The organism is Geotalea uraniireducens (genome assembly GCF_027943965.1).
In the GTDB taxonomy this organism is placed as follows: domain Bacteria; phylum Desulfobacterota; class Desulfuromonadia; order Geobacterales; family Geobacteraceae; genus Geobacter; species Geobacter uraniireducens.
Window position 1 is genome coordinate 472,753 of sequence record NZ_AP027151.1, and the last position, 22,475, is coordinate 495,227.

Consider the following 22,475-nt stretch of genomic DNA (forward strand, 5'->3'; position numbering starts at 1 on the left):
GTGGGACTGTTCGATCTCATCTTCGGCAAAGACGGCGGAGCCACCGTTGCGGGACTGCGGGCCATGACAGAGCGCGACCGGTTCGCCGAGTACCTGCCGTGGGAAGCCTACGGCCCTGAATCCCGGCTCTATATCAATATCGACAACACCGTGGGGATGATGTGGGAGTGCTCGCCGCTGATCTTTGCGGGAGAGTCGACCATGAGAACGCTTGAGGGGCTTTTCCGTCTCAATCTTCCCGACGGGGCGATCATGCAGTTCATCCTTTTCGCCGACCCGAACGTCACGCCGATCATCCGGGACTTCAACTCGATGAAGTCCCGGAAAAGCGAGCTGATTCAGGATGTCGCAGAAAACGTCTCCGATTTCTATTTATCAGGAGTCGAGGGCCTCCCGAATCTGTCCGGGATACCTATCCGCAACTTCCGGCTCTTTTTCACCGTGAAATTCCCCGACAGGGAACTGCCGAACGTCAACATCGACGAGATCAACGGGACGGTCCAGGAGATCCTCCAGGGTGCCGGGCTTTCGCCCAGGAGCGTTGAGCCTGGGGTACTGCTCGATTGGTTGCGCCGGATGATGAACGACACCCCGTCGGAAAACAACGGCCACTACGACGACCGCAAGGAGATCCGCAAGCAGGTACTCCTCGCCACCCCGATCGAAACCGGCTTTTCCCGGTTGAAGTTCGGCTCGAAGTGCTTTCGCTGCGTGACGCCGCGCGCCTACCCGCGAGAGGGAAACCCGATCCAGACTAACAAGCTTTTCGGCGGGATCATGGGGCAGCCAACCGACTCGGACCAGATCAGGACGCCGTTCTTTTTCACCCTGAACATCATCCTCAAGAACCAGAAGCAGAAGCTCCACACCAAGTGCAACCTCGTTCTCCAGCAGAAGGGGGTCGGTTCCTTCGCCCCGTCCCTCGCCCGCAAGCAGGAAGAATACATGTGGGCGGCCGACGAACTGGAGCGGGGAACGAAGTTCTTCAAGATCATCCCAATGCTCTGGGTCTACGGCAGTGATGAATGGCTGGTGAACGAGTCGGTAACTAGGGCCAAGCGGGTGTGGGAGGGACAGGGATACGTGATGCAGGAGGACAAGGGGATTCTCCCCATTCTCTTCATCTCCGCCCTTCCGTTCGGCCTCTACGACATCAAGAGCAACGTCGAAACACTCGACCGGGACCAGATCATGCCGGTTGGGAGCATTGCCGCCACCCTGCCCGTGCAAGGGGACTTCTCGGGCCTGGGACGGCCGGCGATGCTCTTCGCCGGCAGAAAGGGACAACTGTTCGGCCTCGACATCTTCCACAAGAAGGGGGTCAACAACCACAACGCGATGGTCTGCGCGGAGAGCGGAGCCGGCAAGAGCTTCTTTCTCAACTATCTCCTCTTCAACTACTACGCCTTGAAAGCGAAGGTGAGGGTGATCGACATCGGCGGCTCCTACAAGAAGATGACCATGCTGTGCGGCGCCCGCTATCTGGATTTCTCGGAGGATTCGGACGTCTGCCTCAACCCGTTCACGAACATCGTGGACGTGGAGCACGACATCCCGATCATCGCCCCGATCGTGGCGCAGATGATCTTCTCATCCGGCAACTCCAGCCCGAGCGAAACCGAGATGACCCTCATCAAGGAAGCGGTCCGCTGGGCATGGCAGCAGGAAGGGAATGACGCCGGGATCGACACTGTCCACGAGTATCTGTCCAACTTCGACCGCTATTCCAACGTCGGCGGCGAGGTGAAGGATGCGGCTGCCCGCCTCGCCTTCAATCTTGGGGATTTTCGGAGTGACGGTCCGTTCGGCCGCTTCTTCAACGGCAGAAGCACCTTCGACATCGCCAACGACGAGTTCGTTGTTCTCGAACTCGAACAGCTCGTGCAGAAAAAGTCGCTCTTCAGGGTCGTCACCCTCCAGGTGATCAACGCCGTGACCCAGGACCTCTATCTGTCAGACCGTTCCGACCGGCGGCTGATAGTATTCGACGAGGCATGGCAGTTCCTGGGGGAGAGCTCGACCCTGAAGGAAGTCATCGAAGAAGGGTACCGCCGCGCACGCAAGTACGGCGGCAGCTTCACCATAATCACCCAGTCGGTACTGGACATGAAGCGTTTCGGCGGCGTCGGAAACGTCATCCGGGAGAACTCCGCCTTCAAGTTCTATCTCGAATCCAAAGCATTCGAGGAAGCGCGGAACGAGAAGATGCTCGACTACGACGACTTCACCATGGATATCCTCAAGTCCACCAAGAGCGCCAAGCCGAGGTACTCGGAGATCTTCATGGATACGCCATACGGCGTGGGAGTGGGGAGACTGGCGGTCGATCCCTTCTCCTACTACGTCTTCACGTCGGATGCGGACGAGATCACGGAAATCGAGCAGCTGGTAGATGGAGGCATGGGGTACGAGGATGCGATTAGGGAGATGGTCAGGAAATATCGCGGCGATTAGCGTTATGACAACAGTCATGGCCGGCAACGCCCTGGGAGGAACATACGACGACGCCAAGAGTGCCGGGACGGGCTCCGCGCAGACTGCGCTCTCCCGTTTCGGGAGCCAGGACGGGTCAAACCAGAACATCTCCCAGCCGTTGACGAGCCCGACGAAGCTCTTGCAGACCTTGGATGGTTCACAGAGTTTCCAGGCGAACATCACCTCGCCCTCTTCGGCGAAATTCCTGGAGGTCTTCATCCAGCCGGCAGGGACCGGCGACCTGCAGAAAGTCATCGTCAGCCAGTACCTCGACACCAACGGAACATTCGATTACGTCTATACCCTTCCGAGAGCGGTTTCAGGGGTCTGCGGCAACGGTTATATCGCCTGCGATCCGGGGACCTGGAACCATTGCCAGTATTTCAAGTGGACGGCCGGTCCCGACGGAAAAATCGCCGATTCCGCCGCATCGATCACCGACCTGGGGGGCTGCTACTGCATCAATCAGAGCTGCGGCAGCAACCTCGTCTGGGCGAACAGCGCGGTGATCCTCCAGGACCTGGGAGGGGGAATCGTCAATGCCATCCACAATGGCAATTCCGCCTTCACCATCACCAGCGTCAACTACGACCTCACGACGATCGACTACTTCGGCCGCGTAACCGGCAACTCGACGACCGCCTCCGGCTCCATCAATTCGCTGGCGTCGTCGCCGACCGTAAGCACCCTGAGCGGCTACTACACCAACTGGGCCGGATTGACCGCGGGCAGGGACAACGCCGCCATCGCCCAGTCCACGGACCCGAATAGCCTTTACTACCTGATCTCCAATTCCGGTGCCTCCACCCAGGCGAGCGGCAAGATGAGCGCCTGTACTGTGAAGCGCAACGGTGCGGTGCAGACAACGGTCCGGACGATCAACGACTCGGGGACCGGCCAGCTCTGCACCGACCACTTGGTCTATATAAAGGTCCACAAGGTGAGCGATTCCGAATACCAGATGCAGTACGTCGATACCGGCCCCGGCGGTCTTGGGACGGCCCATTCCAACTGCGGCGACAATCCTGGCGGGAACGGCTGGCATACCATAAAAGACGTCATTCTTACTCAGCCCGACCCGAACCGGCTGGAAAAGATGATGCAGGCGAACCTCACTCTATCCAACATATCCGGCCCTGGCTGTTCTTCCGGCTCCGGCTCGGTAGACGGGATAGTGAACGGCTTCGACACCTCCCTCCAGACCAGCGTTGTCTGTCCAGCTTCTGGCGCCCAGTTTCCGACGTACAACTGGAGCTACTACATTCAGATAAAGGAGGACCAGTACGGCGAAGGGGTGGACAACCAGTGCGCAACGCTCGAGAACGACCCGGATTGCCGGTTGCAGAACGAAACAGTCGACGGCGTTCAGACCATGCTGAACTTCAACGCCACCGGGCTCACTCCACTTCCCAGTTGCCGGCAGTTGTTCGGCCAGGTGGGGATCAACACCATCTGCCGCAACTGGTGGCAAAAGAAGCGCACCTACGTCTGCGGCAACCAGGCATACGATTTTTCGGCCATCGGAACCAGGTTCGGCAAGGTCACCACGACCGTCACCGACAACACCTCCAGCCTCGACTTCCAGGACAAACGCCTCACGGCCGGAGGCTGGAGCGACGCGACCGGCAGTTTCGCCCTTCCCGGACGCGACCAGTCCCCCACCTGCGAGCAGGCATGCAAGACCAGAAAACCCAAGAACGACACCCAGGTGACGGTATCGGGCGATGTCACAGAGATGAGGAATCCCGCGACCTCATACGACTTCTTCTACCGGGTGTGCGACCGCAACAACGTCTGTCCCGCAGGTCCGGGGGAAGAGATCGTCAAGGACTGCCAGTGCATCAACGATTTCAACGAGGCGGCGACAATCATCCAGACGCTCCGGACGGCGGGGAAAGACACCATCTGCACCAGCGGCGCAAAGAAACCGCTGTAGGTCGAGGTGAGACAGCATGATGTTCCGAATCCTATACGCCATGATCCATGCAACACTGATCGTCTCCCTCAGTGGCATCCCCCGGACGGCCCTCGCCGCGGTGAGCTGCCAGGATCAGATCAACCCGAACACGACGATCCGCTACAGCGACACCCTCGTCTCCTTCGTCTCGTACAACGGCAAGACCTACGCCATCGCAAAATCGGCGGCGACCGGCGGCACCTCCGAAGCGGAGACTTTCTTCGATTTCTCGGCCAACATCACTCGCGCCTACACCATGACCGGCGACAGCACCGGTTCCCTGAAAAACCTCCTCTCGCTCGGCAAGTTCGGAGCTGCAAAGCCGGTGAAGATCGACAGCGCCGACACTGAGAAGTTCATCCTCACTCAGTACGGCAAGTACCTGGGAAGCGCCTCCACGCCCAAAAGCACCTACCTTGACGCCTGGAAGGAATACGGCGCGAGCGGTTTCACCACTGTTGACGGCTCCGCGCTTTCCTACACTAACTGGGCTTCTCCAGTGTACAGCGGACAGGACCCGCAGGCAGTCGTCATGGGCGGAGACGGCAAATGGACGAGCGGGCTTGACGGGACGAGGAGCGGGCAGATCGTCCAGTTCGACGGGGTGCTCGATTGCGCCGCCTCGTTTTCGCCTCCGCAAACGGGAGACGGCACAACCACTACACCTCCGACGACCGGAACGAGTGGTCCCGATCTCTCGAAGCCGGTCTGCGGCCAGGATCTCAACAACAACGGCTACGCCGCCGACCCGGGGGAGATAGCCAACTGCATCCAGACGACCCAAGGGCTCTTCTGTCCCGTAGGGTCCGTCAACTGCGTGGAGACCTATTCCGCCCCGATCTGTCCCAGCGGTTCCGCTTTGAACACCTCGCGGGACATGTGCCAAGCCGATGCCGTCGTCACCTGTGGGAGCGGCTACAGCTACGATCCGTCGTTGGACAAGTGCGTTCGGTCGATCGATTGCCCGGAAAACGGACTATTCAATCCGGTAACCGACCGTTGCGAGAAGCTAGTCCAGAACGACTGCCCGACCGGATACTCCTACGACGGCAACAGCTCGAGTCCAACCTACGACCGCTGCGTGAAGTCCGCCACATGCAACGACGGCGGTTCGTTCATCGCCAGCAGTGACCGGTGCGAACGTGCCTGGATGCCGGTCTGCGACTCCGCCAATGGCTATTCCTACAACTCCGCCACCGGACAGTGCCAGCGCTCTCCCGTCTGCTCATCCGGATCCTACAATCCCGCATACGACCTGTGCACGAAGCAGTACACCATCTCGTGCCCGTCCGGGTACAACTACAGCGCCACGACCGGACGCTGCGAGATGCAGCCGGTCTGCCCGAGCGGCACATCGTTCAACGGCATCACCAACCGGTGCGAAACGTCGGCAACCACCATCACCGGATACACCCAACCGATCACCGGCAAGACGGAGATCATCAAGTACAAGGCCAGAGGAAACACGAGCACCGGAATAACCCAGTACTCGACCTCTCCGCCGGCTCTCGACAGTCTCAGCTTCGACTTCATCCTGCAGAACGGCCAGGTCGTGCTCAAAAAGGAGTGCGCCTGGGGTGGCGCTGGAAACTGCGGCTGCGACCGGCCGCACTGGAATGGGTGGTGCCGGGCCGGAACGGACCTGACCCAGACCAGGAGCGGCAACACCCTCACCGTGGTCGCCACCATCTTCGACTGGAACTACGACTATTACTCCCCCTACTGCGATCCCGGCTACACCCTGTTCTACGATTACGATTCAGGGTCTCCCTACTGCATGGGGTGTCCGACCCAGGCTTATGACTGGGAGAGTGGAAGCTACTACACCTACTACTCCTGTTCCGGAGAGGTGCGATACCCCGCTTCCAAGTCCTACACGACCGGCGCGGCGGCAAGCGCCGACCTGTCGGAGTTCGTTTCGTGCCCCGCGGGCTATACGCTCACGGCTCCCCCCACCACTACCCAATGCGTAACGATAACTACCCAATGGGGGAACCAGACCGGCATCACCGACTGCACCCAGTCCGGCCTTTATATTTGTTCCGCCCCGGTAAACGCCTGCAATGCCGGCTACACCCTGTCGGGAAGCGTCTGCTACCAGAACCCGACCTGTCCCTCCGGTTCCTTCGACAGCACGACCCATACCTGTTACGCCCCGGCCTCCCTGCTCTGCGACGACGGCTTTCGCCTCGACACCGCATCGAACACCTGCGTCAAGTCACCTTCCTGTCCGGGAGGTGTCCTCAACACCGGGACGGATGTCTGCGAGGCGACCGTGACGAAGGACTGCGGCACCTATGCCTTCGACAGCGGCGCCAATGTCTGCTATTCGGCGCCGGTCTGTTCCTCCGGGGTCTACGACGCCACGTTCAATCTCTGTCTCGGCGCCCTGACGAGAAACTGCGGCTCCTATGCCTGGAGCCAGCCGGATTTCAAATGTCTGCAAGCGGTCTCGTGCCCCAAGCCTGACGGCTTTTCGCAGGCGGCGACCGTGGCCTTTTCCGGCACTCTCGACAAGTGCGTTTCCGAGGCGCAGCACGACTGTCCGACCGGGACTGCTTACAACGGCCTTCCCGTCGAGAAATGCGAGGCGGTGCCGATCTGCACCGGCGACGGAATCTACAATACGACGGTCCATAGCTGCTTCCTGGGAATGAACACCTGTCCCCTCGGGACCCAGTACACCTGCATGGACAACAACGGGGCCATGCAGTGCTCGCCTAATCAGTGCTTCACCGCAGGGACTAGCGGTACCGAAGAGACGACGATCATGGACGAGTCGATGATGCAGGACGACGGCCAGCGGGACCAGAACGGCAACTGCCTCGACCAGCTCTTCGTCTTCAACGGCAAGGCTTCCCGCTGCCGGCCGCCTGGACTCACCGTGGGGATGATCAACAACTGCTGCGAAAGCGACAGCATCGGCACGGACGACATGGGGAGCAACATCTCCATGGTCGCCAACGGCATCCAGACCGCCTACGAAATCGGCCAGGTGGCCTACTACTCGAATCTGGTTACGAGCGGAGCGGCCACCCTCACCCCCCTGGTCGGCACAACATCGGTTGGCATCGTGACCGCAACCGGCACCACGACCGTAAGCGGCGCCGTCGCCACCGGCGTGTCCACGGCCGCGGCAAGCGGAACCACTGGAGCCGCGGCAATCGGTTCCGGCCTGCAGGCATACGTGGGAGCGTTGCTGAATCCGGCCACGATCGCCGTGGCGATCGTCGTCATGGTGGTCATGAAGGTCCTCATGGGAAGCGGCTGCGACCAGGGAGACATCCAGACCGGAATGCAGGCCGCGTCCAAGGATTGCCACTACATCGGCGATTACTGCGAGAAGAAGTGGCCGCTGGTCGGCTGCGTCCAGAAGGCGAAGGGGTACTGCTGCTTCAACACCAAGATGGCGCGGATAATCCACGAGCAGGGGCGGCCTCAACTGCAGTCGTTCGGAGCGGACGGCGCCTGGGGTTCACCCAGCTCCCCCAATTGCCGTGGCTTCACCCCGGACGAGTTCCAGTCGCTGGATTTCTCCCGCATCGACCTCTCGGAGTACTTCGGCGACATCCAGAAGGACCTGGCGACGAAAATCCAGGGAGCCCAGACATCGATCCAGAACCGGGTGGAGCAGAAATTCCAGGCAACGACGGGGGCCAACTGATGAAGGGCGTTATCGTCATGGCAACGGCGCTGTTCGTGGCGACCACAACCGATGCCAGAAACCTGAGTACGGTCGGAGCGACATACCAGATCGCCGAGCGGGACGCCCTGACCGAGATCGAGCAGCGGGCGAAAGGCGTCGACTGGAGCAAGGTCGTAAGAAGGAAGGCTATCGAAGACTACGACGGTCCGCAGGATCGGGTGCTCCTGCCACGCGCTGCCAAGGACAGAAGGTTTCCGGTGGACATGACCTGGACCCTGGCGACGGATATTCCGGACGGCAAGGGGGGCGTACTCTACCCACAAGGGTACACCTTCAACCCTCTCGATTACATCACCTTCACCAAGACCCTGGTAGTGATAAACGGGAACGATCCGGCGCAGGTGAAATGGTTCGCATCGTCGGAATACAACGGACGCATCGACGTGATGCTTCTTCTCACCGAGGGCTATTACCGGAGCCTGGGAAAGAGGCTCGACGTCCCCCTGTTCTATGCCGACGGCGCGATCGTCGATCGGCTGCGGTTGGAGGCGGTCCCTTCGATTGTCAGGCAGGAGGGAAAAGTCATGGTAGTCAACGAATTCGCGGTGCCGCGATGAGCCGTCAGGTTTCCGGAAGGCAGAAAGGAAGATGAAATGACAAGACGCTTTACCGTCCTACTGGCACTTGCAGCCGGGATATTACTCCCCGCCGCCTTTACCGAGGCCGCAACCGTCTGCAAGGGGACAGCAATCAACCCGGTCACCGACATCTGCTGGCAGTGCATGTTCCCGGCCCAGATCGGCAGCGTCTCATTCGGCATGGGGCAGGAGTCGGCCCCGGGTAACATCACCACTCCCACCTGTGTCTGCCCCGACAGCAAGCAGGGGATCATTGCCGGACTCTCGGTTGCCTTCTGGGAACATGCCCGGATGATCGAAACGGTGAAGGACCCTTACTGCTTTCCGATCCTGGGGACCGGCATGGACAACCCGAAACCGGGGTTTTCCTCCGGCACTTCCAACGGGCCGGCCTACAGTGACAACGCTTACTCGTTCCAGCAGGCCCACTACTATACCTTCCCGGCCTGGTCGATCCTGAAGCTCTTTATGGACTTTCCCTGCGCCGAGCAGGGGGGATTCGATCTCGCCTACATGACGGAGGTGGACCCCATGTGGAACGATGACAGCCTCTCCTTCATCATCAATCCGGAGGCGCTCCTGTTCGCCAACCCCGTTTCCCAGGTCGCCTGCGTTGCCGACAGCGTAGCTGCCACGGTCACCAACCCCATCGACCCTCTGTTCTGGTGCATGGGGTCGTGGGGCTCCTTCTATCCCTTGACCGGGAGCGTGGACTCCAGCGACCCGCTGAGCGTCAACGCCGGACTCGCCGCGAGGATGCTCTTCAAGCTGGGGCGTGAATCGCTCCTGTTCGATACAGGCATCAACCAGTGCTCCTCGGGCGGGGTCATCACCCCGATCCTCGTGAAGAGCAACTACCGCCTGCAGATCGCTCGGCCGGTCCGCGGCACCGCATGCAATCCCATCGGCAGGCCCGCTATGATCTGGGGTTCGGGAAAGAATCCGCCTTGGGGGGCCGGCGCCAATTCCCCCGACAATTTTCTCTGGTCGATGACGAGAAGGAGGGTCTGTTGCGTCGGCTATGGCCTCAACTGATGATTGCCGCGATCCTCGCGTGTCCCTATTCGGTATCTGCCGCTGGGAAAGCGGGGTATATCGCAACGCCGGACGCTTGCTACGTCCCGGAAAAGGTGGAGGGTGAAACCGTTTACCTGAGACAGGCCGGAGTCTGTGAGGGGAAGCCCGGTCGAGCCTTTGTCGGCGTCGCACGGGAGACGGTGAAGGTTTTCGTGGACGGGAAATTCTGGAAGGAAGTGCGGGTGGAGGAGATGGGAGTGCCTGACATCTCGTCGAGCCTCGCCCGGGCCGACCGACAGGCGGGGGCGCTGACGATACCCCAAAACCCCAGCAAGGTCGAGATGGAGAAGGCTGCCGGGAAACTCGACAACTATTACCGCTCGCCGGAGTTCCAGGGGCGCCTGAAGAGCGAGACGGAGAGGATCAAGGCCGAACTCTTCGGGGAAAGCATTGGCAAGTTTTACCCCGACACCCTGGCGCAAGAGAGGAAGGGAAAGCTCTTCGAGACCGAGAGGATCTACGTATTCGTTTCCTCGTCGATTCCGCTTCAGACGGTGCGCAACTATGCCGCCTCAGTCGCCCGTCTCCACGACCCCCGGATCACGCTGGTCATGAGGGGGTTCGTCGGAGGGATGGCGAAGATCCAGCCGGCCATCGACTTTGTGGGAAGCGTCCTGAAGGAAGATCCGGACTGCGATCCTTCCGGGAGCGACTGCCGGATGCGGCCGGCGAGCATGATCGTCGATCCCCTTCTCTTTCGTAGATACGGCATCGAGAAGGTGCCGGCGGTCGTCTACGCGCAGGGGGTGAAGGCCGAGGACCCCGGATTGAGCGAGGGGGATGCCCGGAACGCGAAACTGGCGGAGAGCTTCACGGTCTACGGCGACGCGAGCCTGGAATACATCCTGGAGCTGATCGGCAGGGAAACTGGTTCCCCTTCCCTGAAGGGTCTCGTGTCGGCCCTGTCGGCCGCTCGGCAGTGACTATGCACCAATTAAGGTGGAGATTTTGGATAGTGAATGGGTGACTTCAAAGGAGATGAAATTGGACGCGGAAATGGGAACTAACTTGGAGCACAAAGATGATCCAAAAAAGCGAACACTCGAAAAGAAACGGCCCGTGGCGAAACCGGCTGGGCTCTTTGGACTGGTGGCGCTCTGCCTGGCCGTCTCGACCCTCACGTCGGTGGCCACCCTGTTCTGTTACGACCGCTGGTATGCCCAGAAGGTCGTGGCCGTTGACGTCAAGGGATACATCGAGGCCCAGCGGGAAAACTACCTGGCGGGCAAGATGAGCGATGACGATCTGAGGAAGAGCTTTGACCGGCTCGAGGCGGTGGTCACCGCGATCCCGAAGAACAGGGTCGTCATCATGGGTGACGCGGTGGTTCGAAATGCCGAAACGATCAAGCCTTGATTACCGGGATTGGAGGGTCTGGCTGTTCATCGCACTGATAGTCGTTGTCGGCAGCCAGCTCCCCAGCAGGATCAGCGTGACCCTCACCCCTTCCCTCAAGCACCGGGTCTACTGGCTCGCCAGGGACCCGGACAAGGTGAGAAAGGGCGACTACGTGCTCTTTCACTATCCTGAACGGGTAACCAGCCTCGCCCGGGGTGAGGTCTCGGACCTGATGAAGATCCTCGGCTGCGACGAAGGTGACATCCTGACCGTGGACGAGACGAAAAGCTACTACTGCAACGGCAAGTACCTGGTCCGGGCCAAGGACGTCTCCCTCAAGGGGGAGAGGCTCGAGAGCTTCGTTTTCAATGGCCCGATCCCGGCAGGCTTCATGTTCGTAATCGGCCAGCACAAGGACAGCTACGACTCCCGCTATTTCGGCTTGGTGGAGAAAAGCCGGATCAGGGCGAAAGCGTATCCCATTTTCTGAGAGGTGACGGTATGCCCATCGAAAAACTGAATCCCCTGCACTACATGGGGCAGGCGGAATACACCGGGTTCTGGCAGAAACTCTTCGCCACGGCCCTCTTCGGCTTCTGGGGGAGGTTCCTGTTCATCGCCTTCATCTTCCTGGCCTTCTGGGTCGGGGTGCGGCAGAGGAATCCGACCCTGGCAGCCATCTGTCTCATTCTCGCGTCCATCGTTGCCTACGGCGGCGGCGTCATGAACCTGGTCAGGTCACTGGCCGGATAGGAGGATAGCAATGTCGAAACAGAGTGGCGGCTCGCCGGACGTGATGCCGGTGCCGCAGAGCAACGAGATCCACCCCCGGGGGCTTCTGGAGGCGATTTCCTACATCGATCAGAACTTCGCCAACGAGCTCGGTGGCTGCATGACTAATTCCCGTTTCCTCACCACCAAACAGCGGCTTGAATTCATGGAGGTGGGGTTCCGCAGTTCCTTCGCCTCCGGGATCGTGACAGCGCTCCTGACGCCGGTCGCGATCGGGGTCATCGAGCAGTACATCCCCATGTTCGGAGACCCCACGCCGACCATGTTCGACAAGTTCAGCGCCTTCCTTCTCGCCCTCGGATTTTCCCTCGGCTACGCGATCTTCATGGCGAAGACGGCCACCTGCTATATCGGCGGGTACACGAGGGCTATGGTACTGAACCTTCTCGGCGGGATGACGGTGGGTGCGGTGCTGAAGGCGGTTCTGGCATTCATCGCCTTCCATTTCATCTACTTCAAGGTCTTCACGGACAAGAACATCCTCTGGGTGACGGAGAAACTTTACCATGCCAGGGCGTCTTCCAAAACGGTTGCGGCCATCTACTACTGGGTGCAGGGATTCAAGGGGATCTTCCTCACTTCCGCATATTTCATCCTGGTCTCGACGGCCGTGTTCATCATCATCCCGCTCATCGCCATGGCGTTTGCCTGGATCAGGAACCGCAGGCTTATCGCCGCAGGGGTAGTGAATGTCGATGCGAACAACGTCTAGGATCGCCATTGCCCTTCTTATTCTCGCCATTCCAAGCGCGGCCTTCGCCACGACCATGGATTTCTATGTCTATGGCGGGTTCGACGCGGTGGTGAACGCCTTCAACAAGCTGGCGCTGATCTTCGGTGACAGCACCTACAAGTCGCTCTACGCCATCTCGATAGTGGCCGGAATTTTTTTCGGGTGTCTCTCTCTGGCATCGAAGGCTCTGGGTACCGGCAACGGCTCTCCCATGGCTTGGCTGGTGCCGTCGCTCATCGGGATCATGGTCTACCTGGCACTGGTAGTACCGAAAGGGACCCTCCAGATATACGATCCTGTCTACAACAAGAACCAGGCCGTGGGGAGCATCCCCGAAGGCGTGGTAGTGGTTGCAGGAATTCTGAACACGATCGAGCGGGGGCTCGTGGAGATCGTGAGCACCTCCGGGGACCCCATGTCCTACCAGACACAGGCGGGAGGAAAGGGATTCCTTGGCCTGGCGCAGCTGACGAGCCTTCCCTTGTCCGCTTCCGACAGCAACCTGGACGCCTCGTTGCGGCGCTACGTCAAGGATTGCGTTACCTATGAACTGATGCGTCCTGGAAGCTCCTTGTCAGTGGACGAGCTGCGTAAAACGACCACAAGTTTCACGACTTCTCTACAGAAGGCGCAGAATCCTGCGGTCTGGACCGTCTACTACGATTCCTCGACCCCGAACGGCCAGACACTCACCTGTACCGACGCCTGGACGAACATCACAGCCGCTCTCACCCCGGCCAGTCTTTCGAACAACATCAGCGCTGTCTGCGCGAGCCTCGGCTATGACGTGACAGACGCGGCCTCACTCAACCAGTGCAAAACGGTCCTGGAGAACGTCAACGACGGGACCACCTTGGGAGCTGCCTCGCTCGACGACTTCCTGAAGCAGGCCTACATCTCACAGCGACTCGAGGAGGTCTTCCGGAGCGGCGACGCGACCGGTGCCACGAACTATCAGTTCCTTCTGAGCGCTTCCGGAGCCATGAAGGCCGCCAACGAGTGGCTGCCTATACTGAGAGCGGTGCTCACCGCGATCGCCGTGGGGCTGCTCCCCTTCCTGGCACTCTTCATACCCACACCTTTCATCGGCAAGGCCGTTGGGCTCATTGCCGGCCTGTTCGTCTGGCTTACCGCCTGGGGTGTCACCGACGCCATTGTCCATCAGTTTGCCGTAGACTACGCCAACAAGACCTACGAGCTGGTGCGGCAGAACCGGCTCGGAATGGATGCCCTCTACTTCTTTCCGGATCAGACCGTGAAGATCCTGGGCATGTTCGGGACTCTGCGAATGAGCGGCATGATGCTTGCCACCGTCATCACCGGTATGCTTGTGAAGTTCGGAGGTCACGCCATGGCAATGATGTCAGGAAGCCTGGCAGGACAGATTCAGTCAGCCGGCACGAGGGCCGCCCACGAGATCGAGGACCCTGCCGGCAGAGCCTCTGCGATCCAGCGGAACGTATCCGCCATGCCGGCGCAGGCTTGGGCGAACGAGCATAGTTTCTGGTCGCGGGGCTCCGCGGCGAAATCGCACATGGACATGAATACGGGGAGCGGCCTGGCACTCGGGACAGAAGGGTTTTCGCAGGGATATAACTCGATGCAGACGAGCATGGGGACAACCGACGCCTTTGTGAAGTCGGGAGATCCAAGGGCATCGGCGGCACTCGGGACGGCGATGCTGAAGGCGCCGACGGGACAATTCAGCACGAATGCCGGACAGGAGTGGATACGTCATGCTTCGCCGGACGGGAAGATGGCGACCTTGACCAGCGGGTCACAGAAGCTGGCCCTTTCCAATGGTCGGCTTACCGATGCAAACGGCATGCACCTGGGAATCAAGTACAACGAAGGGATCAAGGCCGGATATTCCGTTGCGAGGAGCAACGCTGAATCTGAAGCCATACGGTACGACATGGCAACAGGGCGCAGTTTCCTCTCAACTCTTTCCAATAACGAGGGGACCACTTCCGTCAGCGGGATCGCCCAGAAATATGGGGTTTCGAAAGGTATGGCGCACGAGCTAAACAAGACCCTTGCCAATACCGCTTCCATCATCGGGAACAAGTCTACGGCTATCAGGGACGAACATGGCAATATGGTTTCAAAGGACGCCTTTGGCCAATTTGTAGCAACTGCAGAGGCAGGAACACCTTTTGGAACCATTGCCCCTATCAAAATTTCAGCGTCTGGACAAGGGGGGTACAAGGTTTCAGCGCAAACAAAGGAGGGAACAACACATACTTATACTGTTGATGTGGCCGACAAGAAGGGAGTTGAACGTTCGGTAGGCGAGGCATGGCGTGATACAACTTCGAAGCTCAGATCCATGGAGCTTTCATCAAATGACCAGAAGGCTATCAGTGAAATGCTCCAGGTTTCGGAGACAGAAAGCTCTACGACCCAGGCCAGCCAAGCATGGAACAAGGCAAAGACGCTGGAGCGTAAAGAGACAGAGGAAACTTCCCATGCCGTTCAGGCAAGCCAGGAGTATGACGCCGCACTCATCGGCTGGTATGGGGACAAGTATTACGGAAATGTGGCTTCTGAGCAGAGATATGCGGAAGCTGCTTCCGACCTCAACCTATTGGCGACTAGGGCAGACAAGGGAGCGATCAACAAGGTTTTCGGAGATTTCATAGAGGAAAAGGCGCTCGCCCCTGCCCCTGTCACAGTACGTGGTGATAAGCCACCTGTGGAGGCTCCCGGGGCTGCGCCCGAGTCCCTCGAGCGGGTTTCGCAAATGGTCTCAGACGCGAACAGCCGTATAGAAGCGGGTCGAGCCAGTATGGATCGACCTAAGGCAATCCCCGACAACATTCGGGAAAGGATTGCCGGTTCTTCTCCATCAGTAGGTATTGGTAAACCGAACCCCCAGCTGAAAAGATACATGAATCTTATGAAGGAGAACGTGGAAACCGGAGGGAAAGAGATGGAGCGAATTACAGCATCTATTGTTGGCCCCCTCGCTCAGATGGCGCCTTTCATTCCTCTAGTTCCTCCAACTGCGCGTGGAGCAGGTGAGGGAAGGCTTCCCGATAATAAGATCACAGACTTCGATCCAAAGGTGATGACGGATACGTTCATGGGGGGAGCCATATTCAAGAAGTCTGGAATCGCTAAACCTGGATTACCGTCGAAGTTCACAATCGGAGGGGAAAAATAGATGGCTTCATTAGCGCTGAAATGCTTGAAGATGCCCGATGGCTTGATTTTCCTTGTTCCAGAGCAAGATGATGGCCAGCTGAAGATCATTGCATCTGCGGTTCAGGTAGCCGTCAACGATGTTGGCGTCTACATCCGAGCCGAAGACATCATACTGCCGATCTTCGACGAGCTGTTAACGCATATTTTGAAGAATCCCAACGTCCAGGTCTGGATTGTCGCAGAAGGCCGTTTTGTTGAGGAAAATTCGATTACGCTTGAACTGGACCGTGATGCGATATTGGAGGCGAAGGGGGTGTGGGAGTATAGAAAGAGCCGGGCGGCCAAGGCCCCGGCTTAGTCATTGGATCGATGGAAAGCGTTGCTCGATAAATGGTCGTATGCAGGATTTACCAACATCTCTTGCCTTTGCCGATCGAGGTCAGCCATCATAACTTTCTGCTCTTCAGTTAGTTCTGGCTGTACATATTCCCCATGTTTCGCCCGAGCCCAGACAGATAGTCCCCAGACCCCTGCGACAATGAATACGACGATATCGAGGCCTCCGAAGAAGGAACGGAAAAACAGAGAGAAAAGCCATATCCCGAAGAACGCGGCTGCAACGGTGTCGCTAAGCTTCCAAACTTTTCCAGTCATCTCTCTAGATTCTCCTTTCTTATGAATCTGGTCTCAACAGGACTTAACAAGCACTTTGATCCATGTTCCTTGAGGTGTCAACAAAAATGAACTGAAATATTATCATAAAACACAATTATTTCACATATTTTTGTCACTCAGTCTCATCAGAACAGAGAGGCGTTTTTCAACAATCCATCTGGTATCTGGCAGATACATTTTGAAAGGGGGCCCCAAATGCACATGATCGATAAAATGGCCTTGGTCACCACTTTGGAGAGGAATTCCCTGATTTTGGTACAAAAAAGTCTTTATGCCAGAAATCTAAATCTCTACAAGCACTCCATCCTTACTGCAGAGATAGCAAAGGATATAGTGGTTTGCACCGACAAAGACTTCGGTATTACTCCTGCTCAGGCCTACCTGGCTGGAATGCTTCATGATGTCGGTAAGCTTTTTGTCCAAGACAGGATTCTCGATAAAAGACATCCTTTGACGGAAAAAGAATGGGAAGTCATGGAGAAACATCCTGCATGGGGCCATGAATATGTCAAGGGTACCGTTTTCGAGCACTATGGGGATGTGATTCTCCATCATCATAAACTCCCTGATGGCTCTGGATACCCGAAGGGGCTGGCATCTAAGGAATTGGATGAGCGTGTTCGTCTTATTTCCGCTGCTGACAAAATCGCGGCGTTTATCGAAGATCGGCCTTATCGAAGGCGCATTCCTCATACGGAACTCATATACCAAGAAGTGAGATCAGTAGCGGAATTGTTATTCGATGATGAGAAAGCTGAGACGATCATTGCCACTGTCATGGGAGCCATTGCCATGGACCGCTGGTCACCTCTCCACAAGGAGCAATTTTCTACAATTGCCTGGAGGGAACTGTGAAGATCACCGAACGGATACTGGTCGATTTATGCCGTAAGATGAATGCTGATCAGCTTAAGCGTTGGGATTCAGGGTTGAAAATCGAACGTCGCGGAGATGAGTACTTCGTAATACGACTTTTTCGAAAACCTCAAAATGGAAGACCAAGGTGTCTCGACCTTTATCGAGGATCTTCCCGTGAAATCAAGGCCTTTTGCGACGGTTTTACCCATGCTGCTGAACTCGTAAATAGCGCCTCTGCCGAATGAAAAATTAATAGAAGATACAGATACCTGCAAACATCCCCCCTACATCTGAAGCCATCCATTTCCACGCAAGTTAATTAGCAATCAAGTGGTTACATCGAAGCAAGTCTTTGCGGTTATTTGCGGCAAAAAGCGGTTGACAATCGGTTTCTGCCAAAGTATTTTGAGTAAAATTTAAGCTGGGATTAGTGTATCCAGGCTGGCCCGCTTCTCCTCCGGTGAAACGTGGCAACAATTCTGCCATGAGGACCAAATTGATATGGCCGAGATAGAAGATCGCTGGTTATCAGTAGACGAGATAGGCAAGTACCTCGGTGTCAGCAGTGACACCGTTTACCGCTGGATCGACAAACATGTGATGCCCGCCCATCGCATGGGCCGTCTTTGGAAGTTCAAGAAAGACGAGGTCGACGAGTGGGTGAAGGCTGGCGGCGCGGCGGACAAGACGAGACAGGATCAAGCTGAATGAGCAGGAAGAACGGAAATAACAATTCAGTCGGTCTGGATATCGGGACCCTCTCCGGGCATCTCTGGGAGGCGGCCAATATCCTGCGCGGTCCTGTCGACGCGGCCGACTTCAAGACTTACATCTTCCCGCTGTTGTTCTTCAAGCGGCTCTCCGATGTCTATGACGAGGAGTATGCCGCGGCCCTGGAAGAGTCCGACGGCGACGTGGAATTTGCACAGTTCCCCGAGAACCACCGGTTTCAGGTTCCGGAGGGCTGCCATTGGAAGGATGTCCGGGCCAAGAGCGCCAATATCGGCCATGCGCTCCAGAAGGCCATGCGCTGCATCGAGCAGGCCAACCCGGACACCCTGCACGGCATATTCGGTGACGCCCAATGGACCAACAAGGACCGCCTTTCTGACGCGCTGCTCAAGGACCTGATCGAACACTTCTCATCGCTCAACCTGGGTAATGAGCACTGTAAGGCGGACATCCTCGGCCAAGCCTATGAGTACCTGATCAAGAAATTTGCCGACCTGACCAACAAGAAGGCTGGTGAATTCTATACTCCGCGCTCCGTGGTCGCGCTGATGGTTCGCATCCTTGCACCCAAGGCCGGGGAAACTATCTATGACCCGGCCTGCGGGACAGGCGGCATGCTCCTCGAGGCGCTGCACCATGTCAAAGAGCATGGCGGTGACGAGAACCTCATGCTGGGCAAGCTATATGGCCAGGAAAAAAACCTGACCACCTCCTCCATCGCCCGGATGAACCTCTTCCTCCATGGTGCGGAAGATTTCCATATCGAACGCGGCGACACCCTGCGCTTGCCCGCCTTTTATTCAGGCGACAGCCTCGCCACCTTTGACTGCGTCATCGCCAATCCTCCGTTTTCCCTGGAAAAATGGGGGGACGACGTCTGGATCAATGACCCCTACGGCCGCAATTTTGCCGGGTTGCCGCCAGCCAAATCCGGCGACTTCGCCTGGGTTCAGCACATGGTCAAGTCCATGGCCCGCAAGATCGGCCGCATGGCCGTGGTGCTTCCCCATGGCGTGCTGTTCCGCATGTCCAAGGAGGGCGAGATCCGGCGCAAGCTACTGGAGATGGACATCCTCGAAGCGGTGATCGGTCTCGGGCAGAACATTTTCTATGGCACCGGTCTCGCGCCCTGCGTGCTGGTCTTCCGCGACAGCAAGCCCAAGTCCCACCGCCAGAAGGTGCTGTTCATCGACGCCTCGAAGGAGTTCAAGGCCGGTCGCGCCCAGAATGAGCTTCTCCCGGAACACGTGGACAACATCCATCGCTGGTACGAAGGCTACCAGGATGTCGAAGGGATCTGCCGGGTGGTCACGCTCGACGAGATCCGCGAGAACGATTTCAACCTGAACATCCCCCGCTACGTGGAGCCGGTGATCGAGGAGGAATCCATGACCATCGATCAGGCCATCGCCAACCTCAAGGAATCGCTGCAGGCGGCGTACGCGGCCGAGGATCGCCTGAAGGGGCTGCTGCTCCGGGAGGGACTGCTGTGAAGATCTACCAGTATAGATCACCCATCGGTCGCTTCCTCATCAAACCGCAAGCGAACAGTCGCTGGGGGCTTTGGTTCAAAGACGACCTGCTTGGCTCCTATCACTCTGCCATGGCTGCCGCCGATGACGTCTATATGCAGGCGACCGGCGATTACAACTGGGACTCCCTGGATGGCGTCGATATTCCAACGGACATTTCTGAATGGGAAGTGGTAGCGCGATGAAGAAGAACAAACACATTTCCCAATCGGAGCTGGAATCCTACCTCTGGGGCGCAGCCACCTTGCTGCGCGGTTACATTGACGCCGGGGACTACAAGCAGTTCATTTTCCCGCTGCTGTTCTACAAGCGCCTGTGCGATGTGTACGACGAGGAGCTGGCCGATGCGCTGGAGGAATCGGGCGGCGATCAGGAATACGCCGCGCTTCCCGAGCAGCACCGCTTCCAGATCCCGGAAGACGCCCACTGGAAGGCTACCCGCACCAAGGTCAAGAACGTGGGCAAGGCTATCCAGGACGCCCTGCGGGCCATTGAGACGGCCAATCCCGACACCCTGTATGGTGTATTCGGCGATGCCCAGTGGACCAACAAGGACCGCCTGCCGGACCACATGCTGCGCGAGCTGATCGAGCATTTCAGCTCGCAGACTCTTTCACTCTCCAACTGCCCGGAAGATGAACTGGGCGTGGGTTATGAGTTCCTGATCAAAAAATTCGCCGACGATTCCGGCCACACCGCTGCGGAGTTCTATACCAACCGCACCGTGGTTCATCTGATGACCGAGATGCTCGAACCCAAGCCGGGTGAGTCGATCTATGACCCCACCTGCGGTTCGGCAGGCATGCTGCTCTCCGCCGTCGCCCATCTGAAACGGCAGAACAAGGAATGGCGGAACCTGCGGCTGTTCGGCCAGGAGCGCAACCTGCTCACCTCGGCCATCGGCCGGATGAACCTGTTTTTGCACGGCATCGAGGACTTCCGCATCGTCCGGGGCGATACCCTGGCCAATCCCGCCTTTGTCGAAGGCGACCGACTCATGCAGTTCGACGTGGTCCTGGCCAATCCGCCGTACTCCATCAAGCAGTGGGACCGCGATGCCTGGGCCGCCGATCCGTGGGGCCGGAACATCTACGGTACTCCGCCCCAGGGCCGCGCCGACTATGCCTTCTGGCAGCACATCATCAAGAGCATGAAGGCCAAGACCGGCCGCTGCGCCATCCTGTTTCCGCATGGAGTCCTCTTCCGCAATGAAGAACTGGCCATGCGCGAGAAGCTGGTCGCCCACGACGTGGTGGAGTGCGTATTGGGCCTCGGCCCCAACCTCTTTTATAACTCACCGATGGAAGCCTGCGTCGTCATCTGCCGCATGAACAAGCCGAAGGAGCGCAGGAACAAGGTGCTCTTTATCAACGCGGTGAACGAGGTGACCCGCGAGCGGGCTCAGAGCTTCCTCACTGACGATCACATCCAGCGCATTGTCGCCTCCTACCAGGCCTTTGCCGACGAGGACGGCTTTGCCCGGGTGGTCAGCAATGACGAGATCCGTGAGAAAGCCAGCAACCTCAGCATCCCGCTCTACGTGCGGGCGGAAAACGGAAACGGCAATGGAAACGGCGCGGCCGAAGCGGTCAGCCTCAAACAGGCCATTGCGAACTGGCAGGAAAGCTCGATGGCTTTGCGAGAGTCGATGGACGGTCTCTTCGAGTTGCTTGAGGACACACGGGTGATGGGAGGTGCCGAATGAGCACGCAAAGCCTGAAGCCCGGCTGGAAGATGGTCAAGTTCGGCGACATCGCCCAGAACGTTGCTGTGCGGGTGGACCCCGCCGATGCCAAAACCGATGTCTATGTCGGGCTGGAACACCTCGATCCCAGCACGCTTCATCTTCGCCAGTGGGGGCATCCGTCTGATGTGACCGGGCAAAAGCTGGCTTTCAAAAGGGGCGATGTTATTTTCGGCCGCCGCCGTGCGTATCAACGCAAGCTCGCCGTGGCCGAGTTTGACGGCATCTGCTCGGCACATGCCATGGTTGTCCGCGCAAAACCTAAGATGATTCTGCCGGATTTTCTGCCGTTCTTCCTGCAGTCCGACATGTTCATGGATCGGGCCATCGAAATATCGGTGGGCTCGCTCTCTCCGACGATCAACTGGAAGACGTTGAAAGTGCAGGAGTTCCCGCTGCCGCCCATTGATGAACAGAAGCGCATTGCCGAGATCCTGTGGGCAGCGGATGAAGCGCTGGAACAATTTTCTAACGCATCAGAGAAATTACAGCAGACACGAGAGACGTATCTTCGGGGTCTATCATCGAATGGTGCGGCTAAGAAATGGAAGGTAACAAAGCTTTCTAAATGCTTTGAAATTGTTTCTGGTCAAGTCGATCCCAAAGAAGAGCCTTATCGCTCAATGCCGTTGGTTGCTCCTAATCACATCGAGCAAAACACTGGACGTTTGATATGCATTGAAACGGCCAGGGAGCAAAACGCAATTAGCGGCAAATATTTGTTCCAATCGGGAGACGTTGTTTACAGCAAAATTCGTCCCAATCTTCGCAAAGCATTCATCGCCGAATTTGATGGCTTGTGCAGTGCCGATATGTACGCACTTCGTCCCTTGCCTGATCGGATAATGACTCGATTCCTTTTGTCGATTCTGCTTGGCGAACACTTTACCTCCTTCGCACTTACTCGCTGTGTAAGGACCGGCATTCCCAAGCTCAACAGGCAGGAATTGTCTGAATACGAGCTGCCGCTACCGACAATTGAGGATCAAAAACAAATTTCCTCACATCTCGAAGCGATTGATGCTGAAGAACAAAACTTGATCAGACATCGGGATGAAGTACTTGAGCTTAAGCGGCAGATTAGCCGGGAATATTTGGAGACAGACCATGTTTAACGAAGAAAACACGGTC

20 protein-coding genes are annotated in these 22,475 nt (G+C 57.8%); 19 read left to right on the top strand and 1 reads right to left on the bottom strand.

Translation table 11 applies throughout. From position 1 onward, the window contains the following. From QMN23_RS02245 to QMN23_RS02300, 12 genes are all read left to right on the top strand, one after another. Positions 1-2,454, top strand: coding sequence for a TraC family protein (locus QMN23_RS02245; protein ID WP_282001508.1), 2,454 nt, complete (start codon positions 1-3; stop codon positions 2,452-2,454). 4 nt (positions 2,455-2,458) lie between these two features. Next, a complete protein-coding gene (locus QMN23_RS02250) occupies positions 2,459-4,411 on the top strand; it encodes a hypothetical protein (RefSeq protein ID WP_282001510.1) in 1,953 nt (650 codons plus the stop codon). Positions 4,412-4,427: 16 nt separating this feature from the next. Continuing rightward, positions 4,428-8,096 (top strand): conjugal transfer protein TraN, encoded by a 3,669-nt coding sequence (gene traN / locus QMN23_RS02255; protein ID WP_282001511.1) that lies wholly within the window; start codon positions 4,428-4,430, stop codon positions 8,094-8,096. Beyond that, on the top strand, positions 8,096-8,695 hold the full coding sequence (locus QMN23_RS02260; RefSeq protein WP_282001513.1) for a hypothetical protein: 600 nt from the start codon (positions 8,096-8,098) through the stop codon (positions 8,693-8,695). Before traN ends, QMN23_RS02260 begins: the two co-directional genes overlap by 1 nt. A 36-nt stretch (positions 8,696-8,731) precedes the next feature. Beyond that, a complete protein-coding gene (locus tag QMN23_RS02265; RefSeq protein WP_282001515.1) occupies positions 8,732-9,751 on the top strand; it encodes a TraU family protein in 1,020 nt (339 codons plus the stop codon). Then, on the top strand, positions 9,727-10,716 hold the full coding sequence (locus QMN23_RS02270; RefSeq protein ID WP_282001516.1) for a type-F conjugative transfer system pilin assembly protein TrbC: 990 nt from the start codon (positions 9,727-9,729) through the stop codon (positions 10,714-10,716). The genes QMN23_RS02265 and QMN23_RS02270 overlap by 25 nt, the downstream gene beginning before the upstream one ends. A gap of 136 nt (positions 10,717-10,852) precedes the next feature. Further along, positions 10,853-11,149: a hypothetical protein gene (locus QMN23_RS02275; RefSeq protein WP_282001518.1), complete on the top strand. Its 297-nt coding sequence runs from the start codon at positions 10,853-10,855 to the stop codon at positions 11,147-11,149. Next, on the top strand, positions 11,127-11,621 hold the full coding sequence (locus tag QMN23_RS02280; RefSeq protein ID WP_282001519.1) for a S26 family signal peptidase: 495 nt from the start codon (positions 11,127-11,129) through the stop codon (positions 11,619-11,621). Before QMN23_RS02275 ends, QMN23_RS02280 begins: the two co-directional genes overlap by 23 nt. 11 nt (positions 11,622-11,632) lie before the next feature. Beyond that, entirely contained in the window at positions 11,633-11,884 is a 252-nt protein-coding gene (locus tag QMN23_RS02285; protein WP_199383787.1) for a hypothetical protein, read from the top strand. 10 nt (positions 11,885-11,894) lie between these two features. Beyond that, the gene (locus QMN23_RS02290; RefSeq protein ID WP_199383788.1) at positions 11,895-12,635 is read left to right on the top strand and encodes a hypothetical protein; all 741 of its coding nucleotides are present in this window, start codon (positions 11,895-11,897) and stop codon (positions 12,633-12,635) included. Continuing rightward, entirely contained in the window at positions 12,613-15,822 is a 3,210-nt protein-coding gene (locus tag QMN23_RS02295) for a conjugal transfer protein TraG N-terminal domain-containing protein (protein ID WP_282001522.1), read from the top strand. Before QMN23_RS02290 ends, QMN23_RS02295 begins: the two co-directional genes overlap by 23 nt. Beyond that, positions 15,823-16,161: a hypothetical protein gene (locus QMN23_RS02300; RefSeq protein WP_282001523.1), complete on the top strand. Its 339-nt coding sequence runs from the start codon at positions 15,823-15,825 to the stop codon at positions 16,159-16,161. On the opposite strand, the gene QMN23_RS02305 is transcribed toward QMN23_RS02300, so the two are convergent. After that, positions 16,158-16,457 carry a hypothetical protein gene (locus QMN23_RS02305; RefSeq protein ID WP_282001525.1) on the bottom strand — a complete coding sequence of 100 codons (300 nt, stop codon included), beginning with the start codon at positions 16,455-16,457 and terminating at the stop codon, positions 16,158-16,160. The two genes, QMN23_RS02300 and QMN23_RS02305, sit on opposite strands and share 4 nt — an antisense overlap. A 216-nt stretch (positions 16,458-16,673) precedes the next feature. Here QMN23_RS02305 and QMN23_RS02310 point away from each other — a divergent pair, with 216 nt between their 5' ends. The 7 genes from QMN23_RS02310 to QMN23_RS02340 all read left to right on the top strand — a co-directional run bounded on the left by QMN23_RS02310 (position 16,674) and on the right by QMN23_RS02340 (position 22,459). Continuing rightward, complete coding sequence (locus tag QMN23_RS02310) at positions 16,674-17,333, top strand: HD-GYP domain-containing protein (protein ID WP_282001527.1); 660 nt, start codon at positions 16,674-16,676, stop codon at positions 17,331-17,333. Beyond that, positions 17,330-17,581 (top strand): hypothetical protein, encoded by a 252-nt coding sequence (locus tag QMN23_RS02315; RefSeq protein ID WP_282001528.1) that lies wholly within the window; start codon positions 17,330-17,332, stop codon positions 17,579-17,581. The genes QMN23_RS02310 and QMN23_RS02315 overlap by 4 nt, the downstream gene beginning before the upstream one ends. Before the next feature lie 256 nt (positions 17,582-17,837). Continuing rightward, a complete protein-coding gene (locus QMN23_RS02320) occupies positions 17,838-18,047 on the top strand; it encodes a helix-turn-helix domain-containing protein (RefSeq protein ID WP_199385278.1) in 210 nt (69 codons plus the stop codon). Next, positions 18,044-19,561, top strand: coding sequence for a type I restriction-modification system subunit M (locus QMN23_RS02325; protein ID WP_282001530.1), 1,518 nt, complete (start codon positions 18,044-18,046; stop codon positions 19,559-19,561). Before QMN23_RS02320 ends, QMN23_RS02325 begins: the two co-directional genes overlap by 4 nt. Then, on the top strand, positions 19,558-19,785 hold the full coding sequence (locus tag QMN23_RS02330) for a hypothetical protein (protein ID WP_199385280.1): 228 nt from the start codon (positions 19,558-19,560) through the stop codon (positions 19,783-19,785). The genes QMN23_RS02325 and QMN23_RS02330 overlap by 4 nt, the downstream gene beginning before the upstream one ends. Beyond that, positions 19,782-21,305, top strand: coding sequence for a type I restriction-modification system subunit M (locus QMN23_RS02335; RefSeq protein ID WP_282001532.1), 1,524 nt, complete (start codon positions 19,782-19,784; stop codon positions 21,303-21,305). The genes QMN23_RS02330 and QMN23_RS02335 overlap by 4 nt, the downstream gene beginning before the upstream one ends. Continuing rightward, complete coding sequence (locus QMN23_RS02340; RefSeq protein ID WP_282001533.1) at positions 21,302-22,459, top strand: restriction endonuclease subunit S; 1,158 nt, start codon at positions 21,302-21,304, stop codon at positions 22,457-22,459. The genes QMN23_RS02335 and QMN23_RS02340 overlap by 4 nt, the downstream gene beginning before the upstream one ends. The last annotated feature ends 16 nt before the right edge of the window (positions 22,460-22,475 follow it).

What these genes read in the sequence shown, in the direction of transcription:
- QMN23_RS02325 (WP_282001530.1), top strand. Translation starts at nt 18,044, where the DNA reads ATGAGCAGGAAGAACGGAAATAACAATTCAGTCGGTCTGGATATCGGG.
- QMN23_RS02295 (WP_282001522.1), top strand. Translation starts at nt 12,613, where the DNA reads ATGTCGATGCGAACAACGTCTAGGATCGCCATTGCCCTTCTTATTCTC.
- QMN23_RS02290 (WP_199383788.1), top strand. Translation starts at nt 11,895, where the DNA reads ATGTCGAAACAGAGTGGCGGCTCGCCGGACGTGATGCCGGTGCCGCAG.
- QMN23_RS02310 (WP_282001527.1), top strand. Translation starts at nt 16,674, where the DNA reads ATGCACATGATCGATAAAATGGCCTTGGTCACCACTTTGGAGAGGAAT.
- traN (WP_282001511.1), top strand. Translation starts at nt 4,428, where the DNA reads ATGATGTTCCGAATCCTATACGCCATGATCCATGCAACACTGATCGTC.
- QMN23_RS02335 (WP_282001532.1), top strand. Translation starts at nt 19,782, where the DNA reads ATGAAGAAGAACAAACACATTTCCCAATCGGAGCTGGAATCCTACCTC.
- QMN23_RS02320 (WP_199385278.1), top strand. Translation starts at nt 17,838, where the DNA reads ATGGCCGAGATAGAAGATCGCTGGTTATCAGTAGACGAGATAGGCAAG.
- QMN23_RS02300 (WP_282001523.1), top strand. Translation starts at nt 15,823, where the DNA reads ATGGCTTCATTAGCGCTGAAATGCTTGAAGATGCCCGATGGCTTGATT.
- QMN23_RS02265 (WP_282001515.1), top strand. Translation starts at nt 8,732, where the DNA reads ATGACAAGACGCTTTACCGTCCTACTGGCACTTGCAGCCGGGATATTA.
- QMN23_RS02285 (WP_199383787.1), top strand. Translation starts at nt 11,633, where the DNA reads ATGCCCATCGAAAAACTGAATCCCCTGCACTACATGGGGCAGGCGGAA.
- QMN23_RS02250 (WP_282001510.1), top strand. Translation starts at nt 2,459, where the DNA reads ATGACAACAGTCATGGCCGGCAACGCCCTGGGAGGAACATACGACGAC.
- QMN23_RS02280 (WP_282001519.1), top strand. Translation starts at nt 11,127, where the DNA reads ATGCCGAAACGATCAAGCCTTGATTACCGGGATTGGAGGGTCTGGCTG.
- QMN23_RS02340 (WP_282001533.1), top strand. Translation starts at nt 21,302, where the DNA reads ATGAGCACGCAAAGCCTGAAGCCCGGCTGGAAGATGGTCAAGTTCGGC.
- QMN23_RS02305 (WP_282001525.1), bottom strand. Translation starts at nt 16,457, where the DNA reads ATGACTGGAAAAGTTTGGAAGCTTAGCGACACCGTTGCAGCCGCGTTC.
- QMN23_RS02260 (WP_282001513.1), top strand. Translation starts at nt 8,096, where the DNA reads ATGAAGGGCGTTATCGTCATGGCAACGGCGCTGTTCGTGGCGACCACA.